We start from the raw sequence: 20,585 nt of genomic DNA on the forward strand, positions 1-20,585 counted from the left end.
CGATGCGCTAATTCAGGAGCCGGTTTTCACGCAGCCTGGAGACCGCCAGGTCGACAAATGCACGGACCTTGGCCGGGGCGTGTCGGCCTTGCGGATGGAGGACATGGATCGGAAGCGGCGGCTCCTCGAAATCGCTCAGCACGATCTGGAGGTCGCCCGCGACGAGCGCAGGTCCGATCTGATAATGTACGACCCTGGTCAGTCCCCAGCCTGCTGTCGCCGTGGCGATTGCCGCCTCGTTGGTATTGCATTGAAGCGTGGCATCTATCGTCACGCGCTGGTCTCCAGCGAAGCGCCATTCAGGCGATGCCCAAGCGCTTGTCGACGCCGCAATCCTGTGGCCTTTCAGGTCCGCGGGCGTGGAGGGGACGCCATATTTCTCGAAATAGGCCGGCGAACCGCAGATCACCCGGCGCACCGAACCCACCTTGATCGCGGTGAAGCCGGAGTCCGGCAGGTGCCCGATGCGGATCGCGACATCGACCCCTTCCTCCACGATGTTGACCGGGCGGTCGACGAAGAACGTCCTGCCGCTCATCGTGGGGTAGGTATCGAGATACTCGGTCATGACCGGAAGCACATACATCTGGCCGAACATCGCCGATGCCGTGACAACGAGCGTGCCTGTTGGGGTTGCGTAGGAGCCACCGGCAGCCGCCTCGGCTTCGGCGATCTCGCCGAGGATACGGCGGCAGTCCTCGACGTAGCGGGCACCGGCCTCCGTCATCTTCACCGACCGGGTCGTCCGGACGAACAGGCGCGCGCCAACAAGATCCTCAAGCGATGCCACGGCACGAGTCACTGCCGGCGCGCTCATATGCATGAGACGCGCCGTTTCCGCGAAACTTTCGGTTTCAGCGACCTTGGCGAAGATCCGCATCGCTTGCCATCGATCCATCCGTAATTCCTTTTCGCGCCGTTCCTCGGATAATCTGCATCGACACAGCCGCGTCGCCGGCCAGTCCTTGTCGCAAGATGTCACCGTAATGATCGGGTGCATGACTGTTCAACTTGATCCTGTCGAGAAGCCGCGCAAGGGCGCTCGTTGGTCGCGGCATAGGGACCGGTGCCGGTTGGGACAGGAGCTATCCATGGCGGTTCGCCCCTGCACTGGAAGCATGAGCGCCTGCGACACGCTCGATTTCACGGCAAACCTCTTCGTCGATTCCCGCCTCGATCGCGCGCGCCCGCACGTTGCGATAATCGCCTCGCCCGACAGCAAGGGCCAGTTCCAGCGCTCGGGTGCCGCGCACGTCGAAGCTCCGTCCCGCGCGTGCGGCGTCGATCTCCGCGCCGCACATGCCCATCTTTACTGCCGCGGCATCCTGCTGGCGGATCAGGGCGGGAGCGGCCCGATCCCCTGCAAGGGCCATCTCGATCGACAGGTGCGTTCGCGCATCGAGTCTGGAGATTTGCATGGTCACGATCCTCGGAGGGACGCCGGGTGGCACGCCCTGTACCGGTCAGAAGCCGAAGTCGCTGAGACCGGGGTGATCGTCGGGACGACGCCCCAGCGGCCAGCGAAACTTGCGATCCTCCTCCCGGATCGGATGCTCGTTGATGCTGGCGTGGCGGTGTGCCATCAGCCCGTCCTCGGCAAATTCCCAATTCTCGTTGCCATAGGCGCGAAACCACTGGCCGCTGTCATCGCGATATTCATAGGCATAGCGGACGGCGATGCGGTTGCCGGTAAAGGCCCACAGCTCCTTGATGAGCCTGTATTCCAGCTCCTTGTTCCACTTGCGGGTGAGAAACGCCTGCGCCTCCTCGCGGTTGGTCGCGAACTCCGCGCGGTTACGCCAGCGCGTATCGAGGGTGTAGGCGAGCGCCACCTTTGCCGGATCGCGGCTGTTCCAGCCATCTTCGGCCAGGCGCACCTTCTCGAGGGCGGTCTCGCGGGTGAACGGGGGGAGTGGGGGACGGGTCATGCGTATCTCCTGTCGATCATGTTTTGTGGAAAATGGCCATCGTCAGCGCCAGACCGGCGAGCGGATTGGACGCAACCAGGCTGGTCGAGACGAGCCGGCAGATGTTCGGCACGGCGCCGAGCTGCTTCTGCATGGCTTCAAGGATGGCACGCGACGCCTGGGAGCATCTTCGATCATGGCGGGGGTAGGGACCACAGACATGCTACTCGACTCCGGGAAGGCAGGATGCCTTCGATGAGGGGAAGATGGCGGGTTACGGGACGGGACTGAATGTCGAAAGGCCGAAAGGGATTATTTCACCTGATGGATGCAATTTCATCTCGGCAACCGCTCACAGCTCCAGTTGAATCCGGTCCTCGTCGGCTGACTGCTGCTCGGCGGGCACCGCACTGCAAATCAACACTTCATCATCCGTCAGGCTGACACCAGGCTGTCGGATGTGCGTGACAGCGCCGCGCAACAACTTGGTCTTGCAGGTTCCGCACGTGCCTTCCCGGCAACTGAACTCCGGCGACAGACCCCGCGCCTCGGCAAGGTCCAGCAGCGTTCCTGATGCCGGGGTCCAGCGTGCCTCCTTGGCGGAAGCCATGAAAGCGACCGGCACGGGCTTCGTCGAAGCAGGCCGTACCGGCGCTTGAACCGGAGCCGAGACGTCAGGCACGCGGATGAGCGACGACGGGCCGAAAGCCTCGGCGTGGATGCGCGCGTCCGCGACATTCATGCTGCGCAAGCCATCATAGAGCGCCTGGGTGAAGGCCGGTGGGTCGCAGAGGTAGAAATCATAATCGTTGAACGGCAGAAAGCGGGTGAGCAAAGCCATATCGATCCGGCCGACCGCCTCGTAATCAGCGCCCTCCTCGGCATCCGTTGGGTCGCTTAGCACCCGCACGACCTTCACGGCGCTGAAGGAGGTCTCGACCAGCGTGGCGAGCTCAGGACCGAATGGCCGCTCGGCCTTCGCCCGGGCAGAATGGAACAGATAGGCCGGACGAACCCGCTGTTTGCGAACGCCCTCGTAGACGACATGGCGCAGCATCGCGAGCATCGGCGTGATGCCGACGCCTCCCGCCAGCAGCACGGCGGGCCGCGTCTCGCGTGCATCGATGGTGAAGTCACCGGCGGGCGCGCGCGCCTCGATCACATCGCCGACCCGGACGGTCTCGTGAAGGTGACGCGAGACCGCACCCTCGCGCTTGACGCTGATGCGATAGATGCCGTCGGACGGCGCGGCCGAAAGCGTGTAATGGCGGATGAGGGGCTTTTCCTCGCCGGGAAGCGACACCCGGATCGGGAGATGCTGCCCCGCCTGGTGGGGCAGCAGACCGGCGCCATCATCGGGCAGGAGATGAAAGGAGCGGATGGAGCTGCTCTCGTCGACGATCTTCGTTACCTTGAGTGGGCGCCACCGCGTCGACAGCTCGGCCGCGTGGAGGCGGTTGGCGGCTTCGTCCCAATCACCGGTCATGAGCGAACTCGGCGACCAGGGCTCCTGTTGCATATCCCAGCGCAAGGCGAGCGCTCCCCGTCGGCGAATGATCGTCCGCGCCCTGAACGTCCAAAGCCGCTCCGCGCCCTGAAAGGCGGCAATCTCGGGACTGTCGAAGATCACTTCGGCCGTGCCGGTCATCTGGAGCAGGTCGCCCGTCGCGTAATCGACGAAAAGCAACCCTGCCCTGCCATTGAGCAGGATGTTGCCGAGAGTGTTGAAGAACAGATTGCCGTCGAAATCGGGAATGGTGAGCGTGCCATCTTCGGCGACGCGAACGAATCCGGCCTTGCCGCCACGATGCGAGACGTCGACCTGCCGGCGATCGTCGCGATCGGCATAGGAGGCGACGAAAAAGCTGTCGGCAGCGGCGATCATCGCACATGCCGAGGGCTCCAGCGCCGTCAGGGTCTCGACGTCGCCGGCACAGGACGTGGCGGGATCGCGCGCATAGCTGAAATCGCGAAGCTGGATGTAGCGCGGACAGTTGCCGAAACTCTGGTCGACGTCGATCCGGAAGCCATGCTCGGCCTCGCCCACCAAGCCGTTCATGCGGTTTCGCCGGCGCGTGTGCATCTCGATGCCGAGCAATCCGATGGGCTTGCCCTGCTGCAGCCCTGGGGCGGCTGGATCGGTCGGGTCCGCGCGGGCGTCGATCTCGAGCGTGGTGGCGTCGGGAGAGGTGATGAACCCGGAGCGTCCCTCGAGGAACGTCGCCCATGGGGCGCCCGCATCGTCGACACTGCCCAGGACGATGAACGGGAGCTGCGCGTAGAACTCGCGGTGCTGATCGGGCATGTAGTCCCGGATCACCCGTTGGCCGACCGACGCCATGCGCTCGGCCACGCCGAGCTTCTCTTGAATGAAGCGCTCGCCCTCATGCCATACCGGGAGCTTTGTCAGCTTGGCCGTCATCATTCTCGTGCCTCTGCTAGGGTCTGGCGGACGCACCATGGGGTGCGCCCGCTCTCGGCGGCATGATCATGCGGCGAGGCCGACCGGAGTCCGAGCGAAGGGCACGAAGCCCGAAAGGGCTTCGACCCGACGCAGGAAGGCGTTGACGTTCGGGTAGGGCGAGAGGTCGACATTGCCCTCCGGCGCACGTGCGACGTAGCTGTAGATCGCGACATCGGCGATCGTCGGCTGCTGGCCGACCAGCCAGTCGGCATCCTCCAGACGGGCTTCGAGACGGCCGAGCAGCGTGTGGGCGCGGCCGATTACCTCGTCGGCGTTGAACCTGGCACCAAAGACGGTGATGAGCCTGGCCGCGGCCGGACCATAGGCAACCTCACCGGCAGCGACGGACAGCCAGCGCTGCACCGCTGCGGCGCCGCGCGGATCTTCCGGCAGCCAGTCGGTGCGGCCCGCCTTTTTGGCGAGATAGACGAGGATGGCGTTGGAGTCCGCGACGACCGCGCCGTCATCTTCCAGCACCGGCACCTGGCCGAACGGATTGAGCGCGAGAAACTCGGGACGCTTGTGCGCGCCGGCCTTGAGGTCGACTTCTACCAGTTCGTGGGGAACATTGAGCAGCGAAGCGAGCAGCACGGCGCGATGCGAGTGGCCCGAGAGCGGATGATGATAAAGCTTCATGGCATGATCCTGCTGGATGGTCGGGTCCATTCCCGATCCGCAGCGCCATTATCCTTCGATACCAGGCCGGCGAGAACAGGCCGTCTCGGCACTTCATTATTCCGTTCAATGCAATAATCTTCGAGGCGTCGGCATAGCGCAAGCCGGGATGCTTCCGCTGGCGGAACGGGCGCGATGGGTGTTCATAGCGACTGCCGGTTGAGCCTGAGCGCGTTGGTGACGACGCTGACGGAGGACAGCGCCATCGCGGCAGCGGCGATCATGGGGGAGAGCAGGATACCGAACAGGGGATAGAGCAGGCCGGCGGCGACTGGTATCCCCGCCGCGTTGTAGATGAAGGCGAAGACCAGGTTCTGGCGGATGTTGGACATGGTCGCCTGCGAAAGGCGCCGTGCGCGGACGATGCCGTTGAGGTCCCCTTTGAGCAGGGTGACGCCCGCGCTTTCGATGGCCACATCGGTGCCCGAACCCATGGCAATGCCCACATCGGCGGCAGCCAGGGCCGGCGCGTCGTTGACGCCGTCGCCGGCCATCGCCACGATGCGACCCTCCTTCTTGAACTTCGCGACGACAGCGCTCTTCTGGTCGGGCAGGACTTCGGCCTCCACCTCTTCGATCCCCAGTTTCGCGGCGACTGCCTCGGCCGTCGTTCGATTGTCGCCGGTCAGCATCACGACGCGGATGCCTTCCTCGCGGAGCGCCGCAAGCGCCTGCGGCGTCGTCTCCTTGACGGGATCGGCGATCGCGAAGGCGCCCGCCGCTTTGCCATCGACACCGATGAAGATCGCCGTAGCCCCCGTGCGGCGAAGTTCGTCAGCCTGCCTGCCCAGTTCGGACGTATCGACACCCTGTTCCTTGAGGAACGTCGCGTTGCCGAGCAGGATCCGCTTGCCTTCCACCGTACCAAGCGCGCCACGTCCTGTAGGCGAATCGAAACCGGCGACCTCGGGCAGGCCGACCTGCCGCGCCTTGGCGGCCTCGACAATAGCGAGCGCGAGCGGATGTTCCGATGCGCGCTCGACCGCCGCCGCAAGCCGCAGGACTTGCACTTCATCGAAGCCGCTTGCGGGCACGATCCCGGTCACGGCAGGATGCCCTTCGGTGAGGGTACCGGTCTTGTCGACGACCAGCGTGTCGACCTTCTCCATATGCTCCAGCGCTTCGGCGTTCTTGATCAGCACGCCGAGCCCCGCGCCGCGCCCGACGCCGACCATGATCGACATCGGCGTCGCGAGGCCCAGGGCGCAGGGGCAGGCGATGATGAGCACCGCGACGGCCGCGACCAGGCCATAGGCAAAGCGCGGTTCAGGACCCCAGATACTCCAGCCGACGAAGGCGAGAATGGCGATGCCGATCACGACCGGCACGAACCAGCCTGAGACCTGATCGGCCATGCGCTGGATCGGGGCGCGTGATCGCTGGGCCTCGGCCACCATCTGAACGATGCGCGCCAGCATCGTATCGCGCCCGACCCTCTCGGCGACAATCACGAGAGCGCCGGTCTGGTTGAGCGTGCCGCCGATCACCTTGTCGCCCACGGCCTTGGCGACCGGCATCGATTCCCCCGTCACCATCGACTCCTCGAGCGAGGAACGGCCGTCGGCGACAACGGCATCGACCGGGACCTTCTCGCCGGGGCGGACGCGCAATCGGTCTCCGACGGCGACCAGATCCATGCTGATCTCCTCGTCGGTTCCGTCGCGGCTGATCCGGCGCGCGGTCCTGGGCGCGAGATCGAGAAGCGCCCTGATCGCGCCGGATGTGCGCTCGCGCGCACGGAGCTCGAGCACCTGCCCCAGCAGGACCAGCACCGTGATCACCGCCGCCGCCTCGAAATAGATCGCGACGCCGCCGTCGGCTCCCCGGAAGGCGGGCGGGAAGACGGCGGGCGCAAGCGCCGCGACCATGCTGTAGGCCCAGGCGACCCCAGTGCCCATCGCGATCAGCGTGAACATATTGAGGTTGCGGCTCCTGAGCGAGGCCCAGCCGCGCTGGAAGAACGGCCAGCCCGCCCACAGCACCACGGGCGTCGCCAGCACGAGCTGGATCCAGGTCGAAACCCTCATCGGCACGAGATGGTGGAGCGCAGGGAAGACATGCCCGCCCATCTCCAGCAGGAACACAGGCAAAGCGAGCACGAGGCCGATCCGGAACCGCCGCGCCATGTCGCGCAGTTCAGGACTTGGTCCGGTCCCGGCGGTGACCGTTGCAGGCTCCAGTGCCATCCCGCAGATCGGGCAGGCGCCCGGATGGTCCTGACGGACCTCGGGATGCATCGGGCAGGTCCAGATCGTCCCCGGCGAAACATCAGCCTGCAGCGCAGGGGGACCGGGATAGCGTCCCGGGTCCGAGACGAACTTGGACCGGCAGCCTTCGCTGCAGAAATGGTAGGTCATTCCGGCATGATCCGCATGATGCGGCGTCTTGACCGGATCAACCGACATTCCGCAGACCGGATCCATGGCCTGAATCCCGTCGGAAACATCCGTTTTATCATGACCATGGTGATGTTGATGCGCCATCGAACAGCTCCTGTGGGCTGAACTTGTGCACCCTGACGCAATGTCAAGGTCAAGGGCGCAATTTCCTTATTCGAGCTGCTTCGACCCCGACGGTCGGGAAATGGAGTGCCAGCCGGCCTCCAGTCCCCAAAGCCCATAAGCCGGTGCGTCATGGTGGGTCATGATGGCATCTCCCTGTTCGACCGCGATGGCGAACTGGCGCGTTCATCCCGCTTCGGCGAACCACCGCTGCCGTGATGAACGTGGCTCCGGTGCATGAAGAGATGCATCGCCGGACAGGCGAGAAAGATCAGATAAGGCAGCATGCCCAACAGATGCGCGCGGTATTCCGTGAAGAGATAGAATGCGCCCAGGAGCATGAACCCGAGCAGCACGATGTTTGCTCGACGATAAATGGTGTGATTTGATCGACCATGCATTGTCCATAGCTCCAGGCGTGACTTTGCTTTTTCCAGTCTTCAGATGAATGCAGCTTTTGACGGCACACAAGTCATTTTAGGAGTAGAGAGCTTTTGTACTACCGTGGCCGCAGATTTCATCAGGAGGGCCGTGGCAGCTATACGCAATTGTCCTGATCATCTCAGCGAGAGAATGAAGGCCTGCTTCCGGCGAACCGATCTGGAGCCGGGGACTGCTGCTTTGTCGCCGAGGCCGGCTTTGACGTTGGAGCGTGCGTATATTAGCCGTCTGCAAACATGCATGTTCTTCTAACAGGTTCATCCGGCTGGCTAGGTCGTTTTCTGGCCCCGCGCCTTCGTGCCGCCGGTCATCGCGTGACCGGGTTGGACATCGCAGAGGGGCCGGACACCGATCACATCGGCTCGATCGCTGATCCGGGTGTCGTGCGGACGGTTTTTGATCATGGTGTCGATGCCGTCATTCATGCAGCGGCACTCCACAAACCCGATATCGCCCGTTATCCCGAACGGGCTTTCATCGATGTCAATGTCACGGGTACGCTGAACCTGTTGGCAGCGGCCGCCGCCGCCGGCCATGATCGCTTCGTCTTCACATCCACGACCTCATTGATGATCAACCAGGCCATTCGCGATGAAGGCGGCGATGCAGCAGTCTGGCTGGACGAGAACTTCGGACCGCTTGCGCCGCGCAACATCTATGGGGTGACCAAGCTGGCGGCCGAAGGCCTGTGCCGCCTCTATGCCAGCGAACATGGCCTGCCTTGCGTGGTGCTGCGCACGGCACGATTTTTCCCCGAAGATGACGATACGCACACCCATCCTTCGGGCGAAAATCTGAAGGCCAACGAATTTCTCAATCGGCGGCTGACGGCCCAAGATGCAGCAGCCGCCCATCTGGCCGCGCTCGACCGCGCGCCCGACATCGGGTTTGACACGTTCATCATCTCTGCCCCCACACCATTCGCGCGCGAGGATGTGCACAATCTGAAAAGCAATGCGATGGACGTCATCCTGGGAAAGTTCCCGGACGCCGCCGATCTCTACGCCGCGCGCGGATGGAGCCTGCCGACCAGCATCGGGCGTGTTTACGATGCCGGCCATGCCGAGCGGCAGCTTGGTTTTCGTTGCTCGACCAGCTTTTCCGATATCCTTGCGGCGTTGCGCGAAGGTTCTGAAATGCCATTCACCCATGACCCCGGCTACATATCGCCCAAGGAATGAGGCAAGCACCTCAACCAATGGCTATTCGTGGAATGTGCGGTCCAGAGAAGCGACCATAGCAAAGCTGCCCTTCGGCGGGACGCATGACTGGGTGGCTCCTTCCAACGGCCATTCTGTCGGCGGTCTGTGGCCTCTCCTAGTCTCGGAAGCGCAACTCATCTGCCAGAAGCGCGACGAGCTCAGCGGCAGGCAAGGTGCGTGACAGCGGCGCGCCCTGTCCGGCCCATTGCGCTGCATATCCGGTCTCACCGGCTGCCTTCGCCGCTGCGATCAACGCCTTGCCAGCATCGTAGGTCATGGGATAGCCGGGATGAGGCAGGCCGACACTTTCGCCCCATCGGGTGAAGCGGTTCGGCAGGCCACGTGCCGGCCGCCCGGAAATGGCGGAGGTCATGACCGTGTTCAACGAGGCGGGACCGGCCAGCGCCTCGCGGTAGGCGGCATCGGCACTGCTTTCTGGACAGGCGACGAAAGCGGTGCCCAACTGGGCCGCAACGGCTCCAAGATCGAGCGCTGCCCGGATACCGTGTCCATCCATGATCCCGCCCGCGGCGATGACCGGCAGGCCGCTGCGGTGCGCCAGCAATCGGGTTAGTGTCAGGGTTCCAAGACGAGCATCGGGAGCATCGGGATCGAACATTCCGCGATGCCCACCCGCTTCCCAGCCCTGGGCGACGACCGCGTCGATTCCTGCCGCCTTTGCGGCCTGCGCCTCGCCAAGGCTGGTAGCAGTGGCCAGCAGCGCGCATCCAGCGTTCTTGAGCGCGGCGATCCGCCCGGCATCGGGTAAACCGAAATGGAAGCTGACAACAGCCGGCGCGGCTTCCACCAGCAGCGCCAGCATTTCATCATCCTCGAGGAAGCTCTTGTAGATCGGGCCAAGTGCCCTTGGAGGTTGCGCGCCATATTCGTGGAACAGCGGCGCCATCGCTGCGAGCCACGCGGCCTCGCGGGCGGCATCTTGCGCCGTTGGTTGATGGACGAAGACATTGACGTTGAACGGGCGGTCGCTGAGGGCGCGCACGCCGGCAATCATTTCCCGCGCGCCGGCTGCATCGGTGGCAGCAACGCTGATCGAGCCGAGCGCGCCGGCATTACTCACGGCGGCGGCCAGTTCGGGCGTGGAAACACCCGCCATCGGCGCCTGCACGATGGGTAGCGGTATCCCGAGGCTTTCCAGCAGTGACATCCCTCCATCATAGCAGCGCGACCGAAAAATGCGATGGAAGGGACAAGCTGGCCAAATCGGGTCCAGGCGCCTTCACATGAACCAGTGGTTGGCGAAAATGGGCCTGATGCCGATCTGCCGGCCGCAGCGAACAAGCGATCCGCACCCGCGGCACCAGGTCTGTCCCAACCTGTTCGACACGATCAGTGTCAACGCGGCTTGCGGGGCAGCGCTGGCGACTCGGCGATCCGCCGCTCTATGGGCTGACGCTGCGCGGCAAGATCGGAGGCGGATCGAAAACCCTGATGCGCGGCAGTTCGCTCAAGAAGCGCCGCGCCTCGACGAGGCAGGTCTGGGCGACACAGCCTTGCGACAGGCCGGAGGCGCCGCGATCGAGCGTCAGGACATTGGGATTGCCGTGGCGTTCCACATCCGGGCCGGGATCGAACCAGGCGCCGGTCGCCAAACGGGTAACGCCCTGCATGATCGCATCGCTGAGGATCGCGCCCGCCAGGCAGCGGCCACGATCGTTGAACAGCTCGACCAGATCGCCATCGGCAATCCCGCGCGCAGCAGCGTCGGCGGGGTTGAGATAGACCGGCTCGCGCCCCGCCACCTTGCCCGCGCGACTGTAGGGGCTGGCATCCAGTTGGCTATGCAATCGCCGCTGGGGCTGGTCGGAGAGGAGATGCAGCGGATAGGCCGCAGCCTTGGCGTGGCCCAGCCATTCATAAGGCTCCAGCCAGACCGGATGGCCGGGGCAATCGGGCAGGGCAAAACCGGCGATCCGCTCTGAGAATATCTCGATCTTGCCCGATGGCGTGGGCAGGGGGTGCGCGATCGGATCGCGACGGAAGTCGGCGTGCATGACATGGGGAGCGTCATGGACCGACAGGTCGATCAGGCCATCTTCCCAGAAATGGTCGAAGTCGGGCAGGTTGATGCCGGTCGCGGCGATCTTCCGGGCACTTTCGTCGTAGATGCGACGGAGCCAGCCGCGCGTGTCCAGCCCCTCGGTAAAGGCCTGCTCCACGCCGAGGCGCCGGCCGAGCGCGGCGAAGATGGCGTGGTCGTCCCGCGCCTGCCCCTGGGGCGGCACGGCCTGGCGCATGGCGACGAACAGCCCTTCACGGGTCGCGAATCCGATATCGTCGCGCTCCAGAGATAGGGTCGCGGGCAGGACGATGTCGGCCTGCCGCGCTATCGGCGTCCAATATTGTTCCTGTACGATGATCGTGTCGGGCCGCGCCCAGGCCCGGCGTAGGCGATGGAGATCCTGATGGTGGTGAAAGGGATTGCCACCCGCCCAATGGACGAGGCGAATGTCGGGATATGCATGGACCCCGCCATTATAGGTGAAGCGCTCGCCCGGATGCAGCAGCATGTCCGCGATGCGCGCGCACGGGATGAAGGCGGCGACGCCGTTGCGCCCCTGCGGGAAAACCGGGCCGGGCAGGCGCGGATGCGCGCTGCCCATGACGTTCATCGCGCCATAGCCAAGGCCGTAGCCGCCGCCGGGCAGGCCGATCTGCCCGACCATCGCGGCCAAGGTCACCAGCGCCCAGAAAGGCTGTTCGCCATGGGCAGCGCGCTGCAACGCCCAGGCGCAGTTCAGCATCGTGCGGTGGCGCAACAGATCGTGACCGAGGGCGGCGATGCGGGCGGCGGGAACGCCGGTGATCGCGGCGGCCCATTCGGGCGTCTTGGCGATGCCGTCCGCCTTCCCGAGCAGATAGGCCTGGAAAATCTCGAAGCCGACCGTGTGGCCATCCAGGAACGTCCGGTCGAACAGCGGATCGTGCAGCACCGTCCAGGCGAGCGCCAGCATCATGGCCGTGTCGGTATTGGGGCGGATGGCGATCCATTCATGCGCGTCATCGTCGCCCAGATTGTCGCCGACAGGGCCGATATTGATGATCCGGGCGCCGGCTTCCCGCAACCGCCGCAATCCGCCGCGCACGCGATGGCGGCCCGCGCCGCTGGACGATACGCGCGTATTCTTGAGCGGAACGCCGCCGAAGCTGACGAACAGGGTGCAATGCGCCTCCAGCACGTCCCAGCTCGTGTGGGACGCATTGCTCTCGTCCATGTTGGTCGCGATGTGCGGCATCAGCACGCGCCCCGCGCCCAGACTGTAGCTGTCGACACTCCGCACATAGCCGCCCAGCATGTTGTAGAAGCGGTGGAGCTGGCTCTGCGCATGATGGAAGCGGCCGGCACTGGACCAGCCATAGGAGCCGCCGAAGATCGCCTCATTGCCATGGTCGCGGCGAACGCGCGCTATTTCGGCGGCGGTGATGTCCAGCGCCTCGTCCCAGGGGAGCTCGACGAACGGCTCTTCGGCCCGTCCTTCCCGCTTTCGCCCCTCCAGCCAGCCCTTCCGGATCGCCGGGCGGGCAATGCGCAGCCGGGTCACGCCGCCGTCGAGCTGGTCGAGACCGATCGGATTGGGATCGGGGTCGGAGCGCAGGGGCGACAGGCGTGGAGCACCGGCCGGGTCGGCCTCCACCTCATAGACGCCCCAATGTGTCGCCGAATAGCGGCTCATGAGAAGCTGGTATCGAACAGGGGCCGCACGTCCAGCTTGCGATCGATCACCCCGGCGCGGAAATAGCGGTCGGCGGTCTCCTGCTGCTGGGCAATCAGCACGTCATCGACCTTGGCCGGCGAACGGTCCGCCCGGCGCTGCATGATGCGCAATATGTCGAGCGCCAGGCCCGTATCCTTGTGCATCAGTTCGACATAGGCATCGGGATTATGCGCCGACCATTCCCAGCCGGCATAAAGCCGGTCATGATAGTCCTGAAGCAAGGCCCGCTTGTCGGCGATCGCGCCTTCGCGTCCGAACATCAGGCTGTAGCCGGGCACCAGATGCTGTTTGCCGGGCAGGATGCGCGCGCCCTCCTGCTCGGCCATGGCGGCGTTGGGATCCCAGATCGCCCAGGCATCCACCGCACCGCTCTGCAAGGCGGCGCGTCCGTCCGAAGGCGAGAGGAAGGCGAAGCTGACCGCATCATAGGGCTGATGATAGGCCTCCAGCACGGCCAGGACATGATTGTGGCTGATCGATCCGCGCGGAGTGGCGACCTTGTGCCCGGCAAGGTCGGCAAGCGAGCGAACAGGGGAATCCCGCCGCACCAGCACCACGGGCCCCATGCCGCGCGTCGCCTGGGCGCCGATCGCCTTGATCCTCGCATCGGTGCCGGCGGCGAAGATAAAGGCGGAATCGCCGCCAATGCCGCTGTCGATAGCCCCGGCATTCAGCGCCTCCAACAAGGGCGCCGCGTTGGGAAATTGCGACCAGATGATCTCATAGGGCACATCGTCCAGCCGCTTCGCGCCCTGCAACACGACGCGCGAGCCGCCGCGTTGGTCGCCAACGAACAATTTGCCTGCGCCGCCCGCGCCGTTGCCGGCACAAGCGGTCAGGATCGAGCCGGCCAGAAGGCCAAGAGCGTTACGGCGCGATAGAATTAAGGACATGTCCTCGGTGGCCTCCAAAGAGGCATATGCCTAACAGTCAACCCGCTTCCTGAGGCATGAAGATCGCAAATATGTAGGATTGTCCCGCTCAAGCTCATGGCTTCCAACCCGCAACGCAGAAGCGTCGGGTCGGGAACGGGGCAACAGCCGTTGGCACGAAGCGCGCCTTTTGACCTGGCGATGTCACGCCGGATCGCAGCGTGACCTGCGCTCTCCGACACATGGCCGTGCGCATGGATAAGCAATTCTCAACTATCGATCGCTCCGGCGGTCGCTAAAAGGACATATGGCAGCATTATAGCGAAAGGATGCCTGCGCTGGCGAAGAGAGAAGACATGGCCGACGCCGTCACGGCAGCACTGACGTTGACCGTGATCGGCGAGCGGCTCGACGGGCTGGGCTATGCACCGGCTACAGGCGGCAATTATTCGATCCTGCTTGAGGACGGCAGCATAGCCATAACGGCTTCCGGTTCTCACAAGGGACGGTTGAAGCCGGACGACATCATGCGCGTGTCTGCGGCGGGGGATCCTCTCGATGAAAGGAAACCGTCAGCGGAAACGCTGCTGCATTGCCTGGTCTATGAGATCGATCCCGGCGCCAGAACGGTGCTCCATACGCATAGCATCAGCGGCACGGTACTGAGCCGCGCGCTGGTCGGCCGGCACACCATCGTGCTGGAAGGCTTCGAGTTGCTGAAAATCTTTCCCGGCATCGACACGCATGATACGCGCATCGGCATCCCTTTGGTCGACAACAGCCAGAACATGCGATTTCTTGCCGATCGACTCAGATCATTGCTGACCGCACAGCTCCCGCGGATTCCCGCCTTCTATATCCGTGGGCATGGACTTTATGCCTGGGGTCCGACGCCCGAGGCGGCGGAACATCTGGTCGAGGCGTGCGAGTTCCTGTTAAGCTGTGCATGGGAAGAATATAAGCTGTCGGGATCAAGGGCATGACGATGCTTTCGCGATATGCCGATACTGCTCCTCACCGTCACCTGGGCGATACCAGCGATCTGGAGGCGATCCAGGGAATGCTCGCGGCCGCCGGCGTCCGCCTGGAACGCTGGGCGGCCGAAGCGCCGCTGGATCACGACGCTACCGATGCGGACGTGCTCGCCGCTTACGCCTCCGCCATCGCCCGGCTGCAGGCCATTGGCGGCTATCGTTCCAGCGACGTCATTCGCCTGACCCCCGATCACCCCGACCGCGCCACCTTGCGGACCAAGTTCCTCGCAGAGCATGTGCATGACGATGATGAAGTGCGCTTCTTCGTCGAGGGGGCCGGATTATTCTATATCCGTCACGACGGCGTGGTTCATGCGCTCGAATGCACGGCGGGCGATCTCATCCTTCTGCCCGCCGGCACGGTGCACTGGTTTGACACGGGCGAGCGCCCTTGCTTCACTGCGATCCGCCTGTTCACGACCCCCGACGGATGGGTCGCGCGTTTCACCGGTGATCCGATCGCGCAGGCTATTCCACTTTACGAGCAGGCACCGTGACGCCGCGCGCCATCGTCACCGACATCGAAGGGACGACCTCCAGCATCTCTTTCGTGCACGACATCCTGTTCCCTTATTCGCGTAGCCGGCTGGCCGATCATGTGCGCGCGCATGCGGACAGGCTCACCGCGTTGCTCGATGCGGTCCGGATCGAGGCTGGCGAGCGGGAAATGAGCGTCGACGCCTGCATCGCGCAACTTGTCGCCTGGCACGACGCGGATCGCAAGATCGGGCCGCTCAAGACGTTGCAGGGCATCATCTGGGCCGAAGGTTTTGCCGCCGGAGAATTGCAGGGCCATGCCTATGCCGATGCGGTGGCGGGCCTGCGGCGGTGGCATGCGCGCGGCATTCCGCTCTATGTCTATTCCTCCGGTTCGGTCGCGGCGCAAAAGCTGCTGTTCGGGCATAGCAGCTGGGGCGATCTGACTCCGCTCTTTTCCGGCTATTTCGACACGGCGATCGGCGGCAAGAAGGAGATGGCGTCCTATCTTGCCATCGCGGATGCGCTCGCTCTGGCTCCATCCGATCTGCTCTTTCTTTCCGATGTCGAGGCAGAGCTTGCCGCCGCACGGGAAGCGGGCCTGTCGACGATTCTGCTGGTCCGCGACGGCCCGCTGCCGGACGGCCCGTTCCCCGCAGCCGCTAGCTTCGACGCCATACTCCCGGAGGTTTTGTCCGCATGAGTTATTTCGCATTGTCCGAGGCGACGGCCGCGGCCCATCTGGCCACGGTGCCCGTCATACACAGGATTTTGGGCGGAACGTCGGCGGACTGGACTGTGCGCGAGGTCGGAGACGGCAACCTCAACCTCGTATTTCTGGTGACGGGTCCGGATGGTGGGGTCGCCGCCAAACAGGCGCTGCCCTATGTCCGCATGATCGGCGAAAGCTGGCCTTTGCCGCTGTCCCGCGCCTATTATGAGCGTCTTGCCCTGGCGGACCAGGGCCGTCTGGCCTCTGCACGCGTTCCGGCGCTGCTGCACCATGACGACGACATGGCGCTCACGGTGATGGCGTTGCTGACGCCGCATCGCGCCTTGCGCGGTGCCCTGATCGAAGGGCTGCGTTATCCTCTTCTGGCGGACCATCTGGCGGAGTTTCTTGCCAATACGCTGTTCTACACATCCGATCTGGCCGTGCCGGCCGCGCAGAAGAAGAAACGGATCGCGGCATATCTCGGCAACACCGCCATGTGCCGGATCACCGAGGATCTCATCTTCGACGAACCCTATTTCGATGCGCCGATGAATTGGCATACGGCAGGGCTGGAAGATGTGGTCGCAGCCTTCAAGGCCGACACGCCGCTGCGCCTGGCGGTGCAGGATTTGAAGGCCCGCTTCCTCGCCGCGCCGGAAGCCCTGCTGCATGGAGACCTGCATACCGGATCGATCATGGTCACCGATCAGGACACCAAGGTCATCGATCCCGAATTCGCCTTCTACGGTCCGATCGGTTTTGATGTCGGCATGATCCTCGCCAATTTCTGGCTGGCGGCTTTTGCCGAACCGGGGCAGCGGCCCGGCGTCCCATCCGATGGCTGGCTGCTCCTCCAGGCAGCGCGATTATGGAATGGCTTTGCGGACCGCTTCGGGTCGCATTGGCGTAATCTTGATCCGCTGGCCGAAGGGGGTGCCTTGCACGCCATCGGCCGCCATGCCCCGGCCCTTCGAGAAACCGCCATCGCGGCGCGCATCGACATGATCTGGCGCGACGCGCTGGGCTTTGCCGGTTGCGAGATTATTCGACGGATCCTGGGCCTTGCCCACGTCGCCGATCTGGAAAGCATTGCGGATGTCGAACAGCGGGAGGCTTGCGAACGGCGCGCCTTGTCGTTCGCGCGCGCGCTTTTGCTGATGCCCGATCATTTCCCGGAAATCGCTGCCGTACATCGGGCCATTGCGCCCGCGCTCCTTCCAGCATGAGGGCGATGTGCGGATAGGCGGCGAGAATACACGTTCCATCTGGGTTCAACCAGATGGATGGAGTGTCGGTATCTTCGATCAGCGCCGCCTGCCCTGGTCCATCGAACGACTGACGCTCATGGATGCGGAAGACGCGGTCAATGCCATTGCAGACATGGCCACCCGGGGTGCCCCGCTCATCGGCGCGGTCGCGGCCTATGGTCTCGCCCTCGCCCTGCGATCGGATCCGGGCGACGCGATGCTGGAACACGCCTATCGGCGGATCGTGGGCGCGCGTCCCACTGCGGTCAATCTGCGCTGGGCGCTCGATCGGGTGCTTGACTGGGTTGCGCCGATGTCACCGGAAATACGCGCAATCGAAGCCTATGCCGAAGCGGCACGCATCTGCGACGAAGATGTCGCCATGAACCGGGCGATCGGCGAGGCTGGCCTGCCCCTTATCCAGCAAATTGCAGCGCGCAGGAAGGGCCGTCCCGTCAACATCCTGACCCATTGCAATGCCGGCTGGTTGGCAACGGTCGACTGGGGCACAGCCACCGCCCCCATTTATCTCGCACATGATGCAGGCATCGCAATCCATGTCTGGGTCGATGAAACGCGGCCCCGCAATCAGGGCGCGCTGACCGCTCTCGAACTCGCGGAACATGGCGTACCGCATAGCTACATCGTGGACAATGCCGGCGGTTTGCTGATGCAGCGGGGCGAGGTTGACATGGTCATCGTCGGCACGGATCGCGTCACCGCCAACGGCGATGTCGTCAACAAGATCGGCACCTATCTCAAGGCGCTTGCCGCGCGGGCACACGACATCCCGTTCCTCGTCGCTCTTCCGGCCAGTACCTATGATCCAGCCACACCTTGCGGCAGCGACGTGGAGATTGAAGAACGTGGTTCAGAGGAGGTAGCCATTGTCTCGGGCGAGGATGCCGGCCGGGTCAGGTCGATCCGGCTGACCGCATCCGGCACCCGCAATCCCGCATTCGATATCACGCCCGCTGCGCTCGTCACCGCCTACATTACCAACAAGGGCGTCATCGACAGCATGGATGCGCTGACACGAACGCTTCACCCGAAGTGAAATCGGTTCGCCAACCGGATGCTTTTGCTTCGGACATGGGCTGGGTTGCAGCGGAGGCTGGAGCGATTTCCTGTCAGATGGCATCATCTGACGGTTAAGAAATCGCGACAAATCAAAAGAATAGAGCAATCGATCTGATTCCATCAGATCGAAAACCGCCCTAGGGGCCGCTTTCTCACTCGTCATAAGTGACTGAGAAAGTCCAATTCGTCACGCCGCTCGGGCATCCCTATGAATGGGCACAAGGGGCGCGGATGCGAGCCGCATAGCGGACGCTTGGGACGACAGGACGATTGCGATGCGCCTTGAAAATTTCGTCACGATCGACTTCGAGGCGAGTTGCCTGCCCCGGCACGGCCGCTCCTTCCCGATCGAAGTCGCCACCGCCGGTCCGGAAGGCGTGACAAGCTGGCTGGTCAAGCCTGTTGCTGGACATGACGGCTGGTCATGGACGCATGAAGCCGCCGCTCTGCACGGCATCGATCAGGATCGGCTGGCGCGAGAGGGACTGCCGGCGCATCGGGTCTTTGCCGAGATCAACGCCGTGATAGCGGGCCGGCAATTGATAGCGGACAGCCGGATTGACCAATATTGGTGGAGTCTTTTGGCGGGTGCGGCCGGAGAGGATGTGGGCGCGCCTATCCTCTATGTCGGCACGATCCTCGATAAGATCGATCTGCCATCCGAGGATATTTTCGCCGCCCAGCATCATGCGGATGCCCTCCATCCCACGCGCCATCGCGCCGCCGATGATGCCCTCTGGCTGTGGACATTGCTCTGCCGCCTGAAGGACATGGCCGTGGCCGACGCCGCCCTCCCCGCGCCACCACGCCAAGTGCCGCCATCCATCGCGGCCTGACCGCATCGCAAAGGAGCATGACATGTCCCTGAAACTTGCCGACACCGTTCCCGATTTCACCCAGGATTCCACGCAGGGGCCCTTGGCCTTCTATCCATGGGCCGGGGACGATTGGGTCGTCCTGTTTTCCCACCCCAGGGACTATACGCCCGTCTGCACTACGGAACTGGGTACGGTCGCGCGACTGAAGCCGGAGTTCGACCGGCGCGGCGTCAAGATATTGGGATTGTCGGTGGATCCGGTCGACAGCCATGAGGGATGGGCGAAGGACATAGAGGAGACGCAGGGAACCGCGCTCAACTTTCCCCTGATCGCCGATCATGACCGCAGCGTGTCGACCTTGCTCGACCTCATCCATCCCAACGCGTCGGACACGACGACCGTGCGCACGGTGCTGGTGATCGATCCGGCCAAGAAGCTACGTCTTACCTTGACCTACCCCGCCTCTACAGGCCGGAACTTCGCGGAGATCCTGCGGGTGATAGACAGCCTGCAGCTGACCGACGCGCACAAGGTCGCGACGCCCGCCGACTGGAAGCAGGGCGAGGACGTCATCATCGTGCCCTCCCTGACCGACGAGGCCGCGCAGCAGCTGTTCCCCCAAGGCTGGACAGCGCACAAACCCTATCTCCGCACCGTCGCGCAGCCTGGCCGGAAGGAAGATGTTCCCGCATGATCGATCTCTATTACTGGACAACGCCCAACGGTCACAAGGTAACGCTGTTTCTGGAGGAAGCTGGCCTGCCCTACCGGATCCTGCCCGTCAATATCGGCAAAGGAGAGCAATTTGCGCCGGATTTCCTGAAGATCGCGCCCAACAACCGCATTCCCGCGATCGTGGATACGGCGCCAGCTGGCGGCGGCGCTCCGGTGTCTCTGTTCGAATCCGGCGCGATCCTCCTTTACCTTGCCGAAAAGACGGGACGGTTCCTGCCGGCCGATCTTCATGGCCGGGCGGACGTGCTGCAATGGCTGTTCTGGCAGATGGGCGGGCTCGGTCCGATGGCCGGCCAGAACCACCATTTTCGTTATGCCGCGCCAGAACCCCTGCCTTATGCGATCGAGCGCTATACCGGCGAGACCAACCGGCTGTACGGCGTCCTGGACAAGCGGCTGGCCGGCCGCCCGTTTCTGGCGGGCGACGCCTATTCGATCGCGGACATCGCCAGCTATCCGTGGATTGTGCCGCACGAGCGGCAAGGACAGTCGCTGGACGAGTTTCCCCACCTGCGACGCTGGTTTGAGGAGATCGCCGCGCGACCGGCGACCATCCGCGCCTATGCCCTGGCCACTCAGGTCAATCCCGATGCCGCCGCGCCCCAGACCGATGAAGCGCGCCGCGTCCTCCATGGCCAGACGGCCGCGACCGTGGGCGCCCGATGACAGCGCGGCGCATG

The 20,585-nt window shown here is 64.1% G+C and carries 19 protein-coding genes; 9 read left to right on the top strand and 10 right to left on the bottom strand.

Annotated features, from left to right (window positions below; translation table 11 throughout):
- Positions 1 to 7 precede the first annotated feature (7 nt).
- The 7 genes from MJ601_RS18400 to MJ601_RS18430 form a co-directional block, all read right to left on the bottom strand.
- The gene (locus MJ601_RS18400; protein WP_348635603.1) at positions 8 to 1,000 is read right to left on the bottom strand and encodes a LysR family transcriptional regulator; all 993 of its coding nucleotides are present in this window, start codon (positions 998 to 1,000) and stop codon (positions 8 to 10) included.
- A gap of 85 nt (positions 1,001 to 1,085) precedes the next feature.
- The gene (locus MJ601_RS18405) at positions 1,086 to 1,418 is read right to left on the bottom strand and encodes a hypothetical protein (RefSeq protein ID WP_242129121.1); all 333 of its coding nucleotides are present in this window, start codon (positions 1,416 to 1,418) and stop codon (positions 1,086 to 1,088) included.
- 45 nt (positions 1,419 to 1,463) lie between these two features.
- Complete coding sequence (locus MJ601_RS18410) at positions 1,464 to 1,928, bottom strand: nuclear transport factor 2 family protein (RefSeq protein ID WP_242129123.1); 465 nt, start codon at positions 1,926 to 1,928, stop codon at positions 1,464 to 1,466.
- A gap of 331 nt (positions 1,929 to 2,259) precedes the next feature.
- Positions 2,260 to 4,332, bottom strand: coding sequence for a 2Fe-2S iron-sulfur cluster-binding protein (locus MJ601_RS18415; RefSeq protein ID WP_242129125.1), 2,073 nt, complete (start codon positions 4,330 to 4,332; stop codon positions 2,260 to 2,262).
- A 63-nt stretch (positions 4,333 to 4,395) separates the two neighbouring features.
- The gene (locus tag MJ601_RS18420) at positions 4,396 to 5,007 is read right to left on the bottom strand and encodes a glutathione S-transferase family protein (RefSeq protein WP_242129127.1); all 612 of its coding nucleotides are present in this window, start codon (positions 5,005 to 5,007) and stop codon (positions 4,396 to 4,398) included.
- A 182-nt stretch (positions 5,008 to 5,189) separates the two neighbouring features.
- Entirely contained in the window at positions 5,190 to 7,469 is a 2,280-nt protein-coding gene (locus MJ601_RS18425; RefSeq protein WP_491572931.1) for a heavy metal translocating P-type ATPase, read from the bottom strand.
- Positions 7,470 to 7,687: 218 nt separating this feature from the next.
- Complete coding sequence (locus MJ601_RS18430; RefSeq protein ID WP_242129131.1) at positions 7,688 to 7,903, bottom strand: DUF2933 domain-containing protein; 216 nt, start codon at positions 7,901 to 7,903, stop codon at positions 7,688 to 7,690.
- Between the two features lie 321 nt (positions 7,904 to 8,224).
- Between MJ601_RS18430 and MJ601_RS18435 the strand changes: the two genes are divergently transcribed.
- Positions 8,225 to 9,169, top strand: coding sequence for an NAD-dependent epimerase/dehydratase family protein (locus tag MJ601_RS18435; RefSeq protein ID WP_242129133.1), 945 nt, complete (start codon positions 8,225 to 8,227; stop codon positions 9,167 to 9,169).
- A gap of 136 nt (positions 9,170 to 9,305) precedes the next feature.
- Here the strand turns inward: MJ601_RS18435 and MJ601_RS18440 are convergent, their stop codons facing one another.
- From MJ601_RS18440 to MJ601_RS18450, 3 genes are all read right to left on the bottom strand, one after another.
- On the bottom strand, positions 9,306 to 10,358 hold the full coding sequence (locus MJ601_RS18440; RefSeq protein WP_242129135.1) for an NAD(P)H-dependent flavin oxidoreductase: 1,053 nt from the start codon (positions 10,356 to 10,358) through the stop codon (positions 9,306 to 9,308).
- A 235-nt stretch (positions 10,359 to 10,593) separates the two neighbouring features.
- The gene (locus MJ601_RS18445) at positions 10,594 to 12,885 is read right to left on the bottom strand and encodes a molybdopterin-dependent oxidoreductase (protein ID WP_242129137.1); all 2,292 of its coding nucleotides are present in this window, start codon (positions 12,883 to 12,885) and stop codon (positions 10,594 to 10,596) included.
- The gene (locus MJ601_RS18450) at positions 12,882 to 13,820 is read right to left on the bottom strand and encodes an ABC transporter substrate-binding protein (RefSeq protein ID WP_242129139.1); all 939 of its coding nucleotides are present in this window, start codon (positions 13,818 to 13,820) and stop codon (positions 12,882 to 12,884) included. The genes MJ601_RS18445 and MJ601_RS18450 overlap by 4 nt, the downstream gene beginning before the upstream one ends.
- A gap of 335 nt (positions 13,821 to 14,155) precedes the next feature.
- Here MJ601_RS18450 and mtnB point away from each other — a divergent pair, with 335 nt between their 5' ends.
- From mtnB to MJ601_RS18490, 8 genes are all read left to right on the top strand, one after another.
- Entirely contained in the window at positions 14,156 to 14,782 is a 627-nt protein-coding gene (mtnB, locus tag MJ601_RS18455; protein ID WP_242129141.1) for a methylthioribulose 1-phosphate dehydratase, read from the top strand.
- Positions 14,779 to 15,330, top strand: coding sequence for a 1,2-dihydroxy-3-keto-5-methylthiopentene dioxygenase (locus MJ601_RS18460; RefSeq protein ID WP_242129143.1), 552 nt, complete (start codon positions 14,779 to 14,781; stop codon positions 15,328 to 15,330). The genes mtnB and MJ601_RS18460 overlap by 4 nt, the downstream gene beginning before the upstream one ends.
- Positions 15,327 to 16,013, top strand: a complete 687-nt coding sequence (gene mtnC / locus MJ601_RS18465; protein ID WP_242129145.1) for an acireductone synthase — start codon at positions 15,327 to 15,329, stop codon at positions 16,011 to 16,013. Before MJ601_RS18460 ends, mtnC begins: the two co-directional genes overlap by 4 nt.
- Positions 16,010 to 17,251, top strand: a complete 1,242-nt coding sequence (mtnK, locus tag MJ601_RS18470) for an S-methyl-5-thioribose kinase (RefSeq protein WP_242129147.1) — start codon at positions 16,010 to 16,012, stop codon at positions 17,249 to 17,251. The genes mtnC and mtnK overlap by 4 nt, the downstream gene beginning before the upstream one ends.
- A gap of 7 nt (positions 17,252 to 17,258) precedes the next feature.
- A complete protein-coding gene (gene mtnA, locus MJ601_RS18475) occupies positions 17,259 to 18,329 on the top strand; it encodes an S-methyl-5-thioribose-1-phosphate isomerase (protein WP_242129148.1) in 1,071 nt (356 codons plus the stop codon).
- A gap of 298 nt (positions 18,330 to 18,627) precedes the next feature.
- Positions 18,628 to 19,188 (top strand): 3'-5' exonuclease family protein, encoded by a 561-nt coding sequence (locus MJ601_RS18480; protein WP_242129150.1) that lies wholly within the window; start codon positions 18,628 to 18,630, stop codon positions 19,186 to 19,188.
- A 22-nt stretch (positions 19,189 to 19,210) separates the two neighbouring features.
- On the top strand, positions 19,211 to 19,864 hold the full coding sequence (locus MJ601_RS18485; protein WP_242129152.1) for a peroxiredoxin: 654 nt from the start codon (positions 19,211 to 19,213) through the stop codon (positions 19,862 to 19,864).
- On the top strand, positions 19,861 to 20,571 hold the full coding sequence (locus tag MJ601_RS18490) for a glutathione binding-like protein (RefSeq protein ID WP_242129154.1): 711 nt from the start codon (positions 19,861 to 19,863) through the stop codon (positions 20,569 to 20,571). Before MJ601_RS18485 ends, MJ601_RS18490 begins: the two co-directional genes overlap by 4 nt.
- Positions 20,572 to 20,585: the final 14 nt, after the last annotated feature.

Source organism: Sphingobium trunci (genome assembly GCF_022664535.1).
GTDB lineage: Bacteria > Pseudomonadota > Alphaproteobacteria > Sphingomonadales > Sphingomonadaceae > Sphingobium.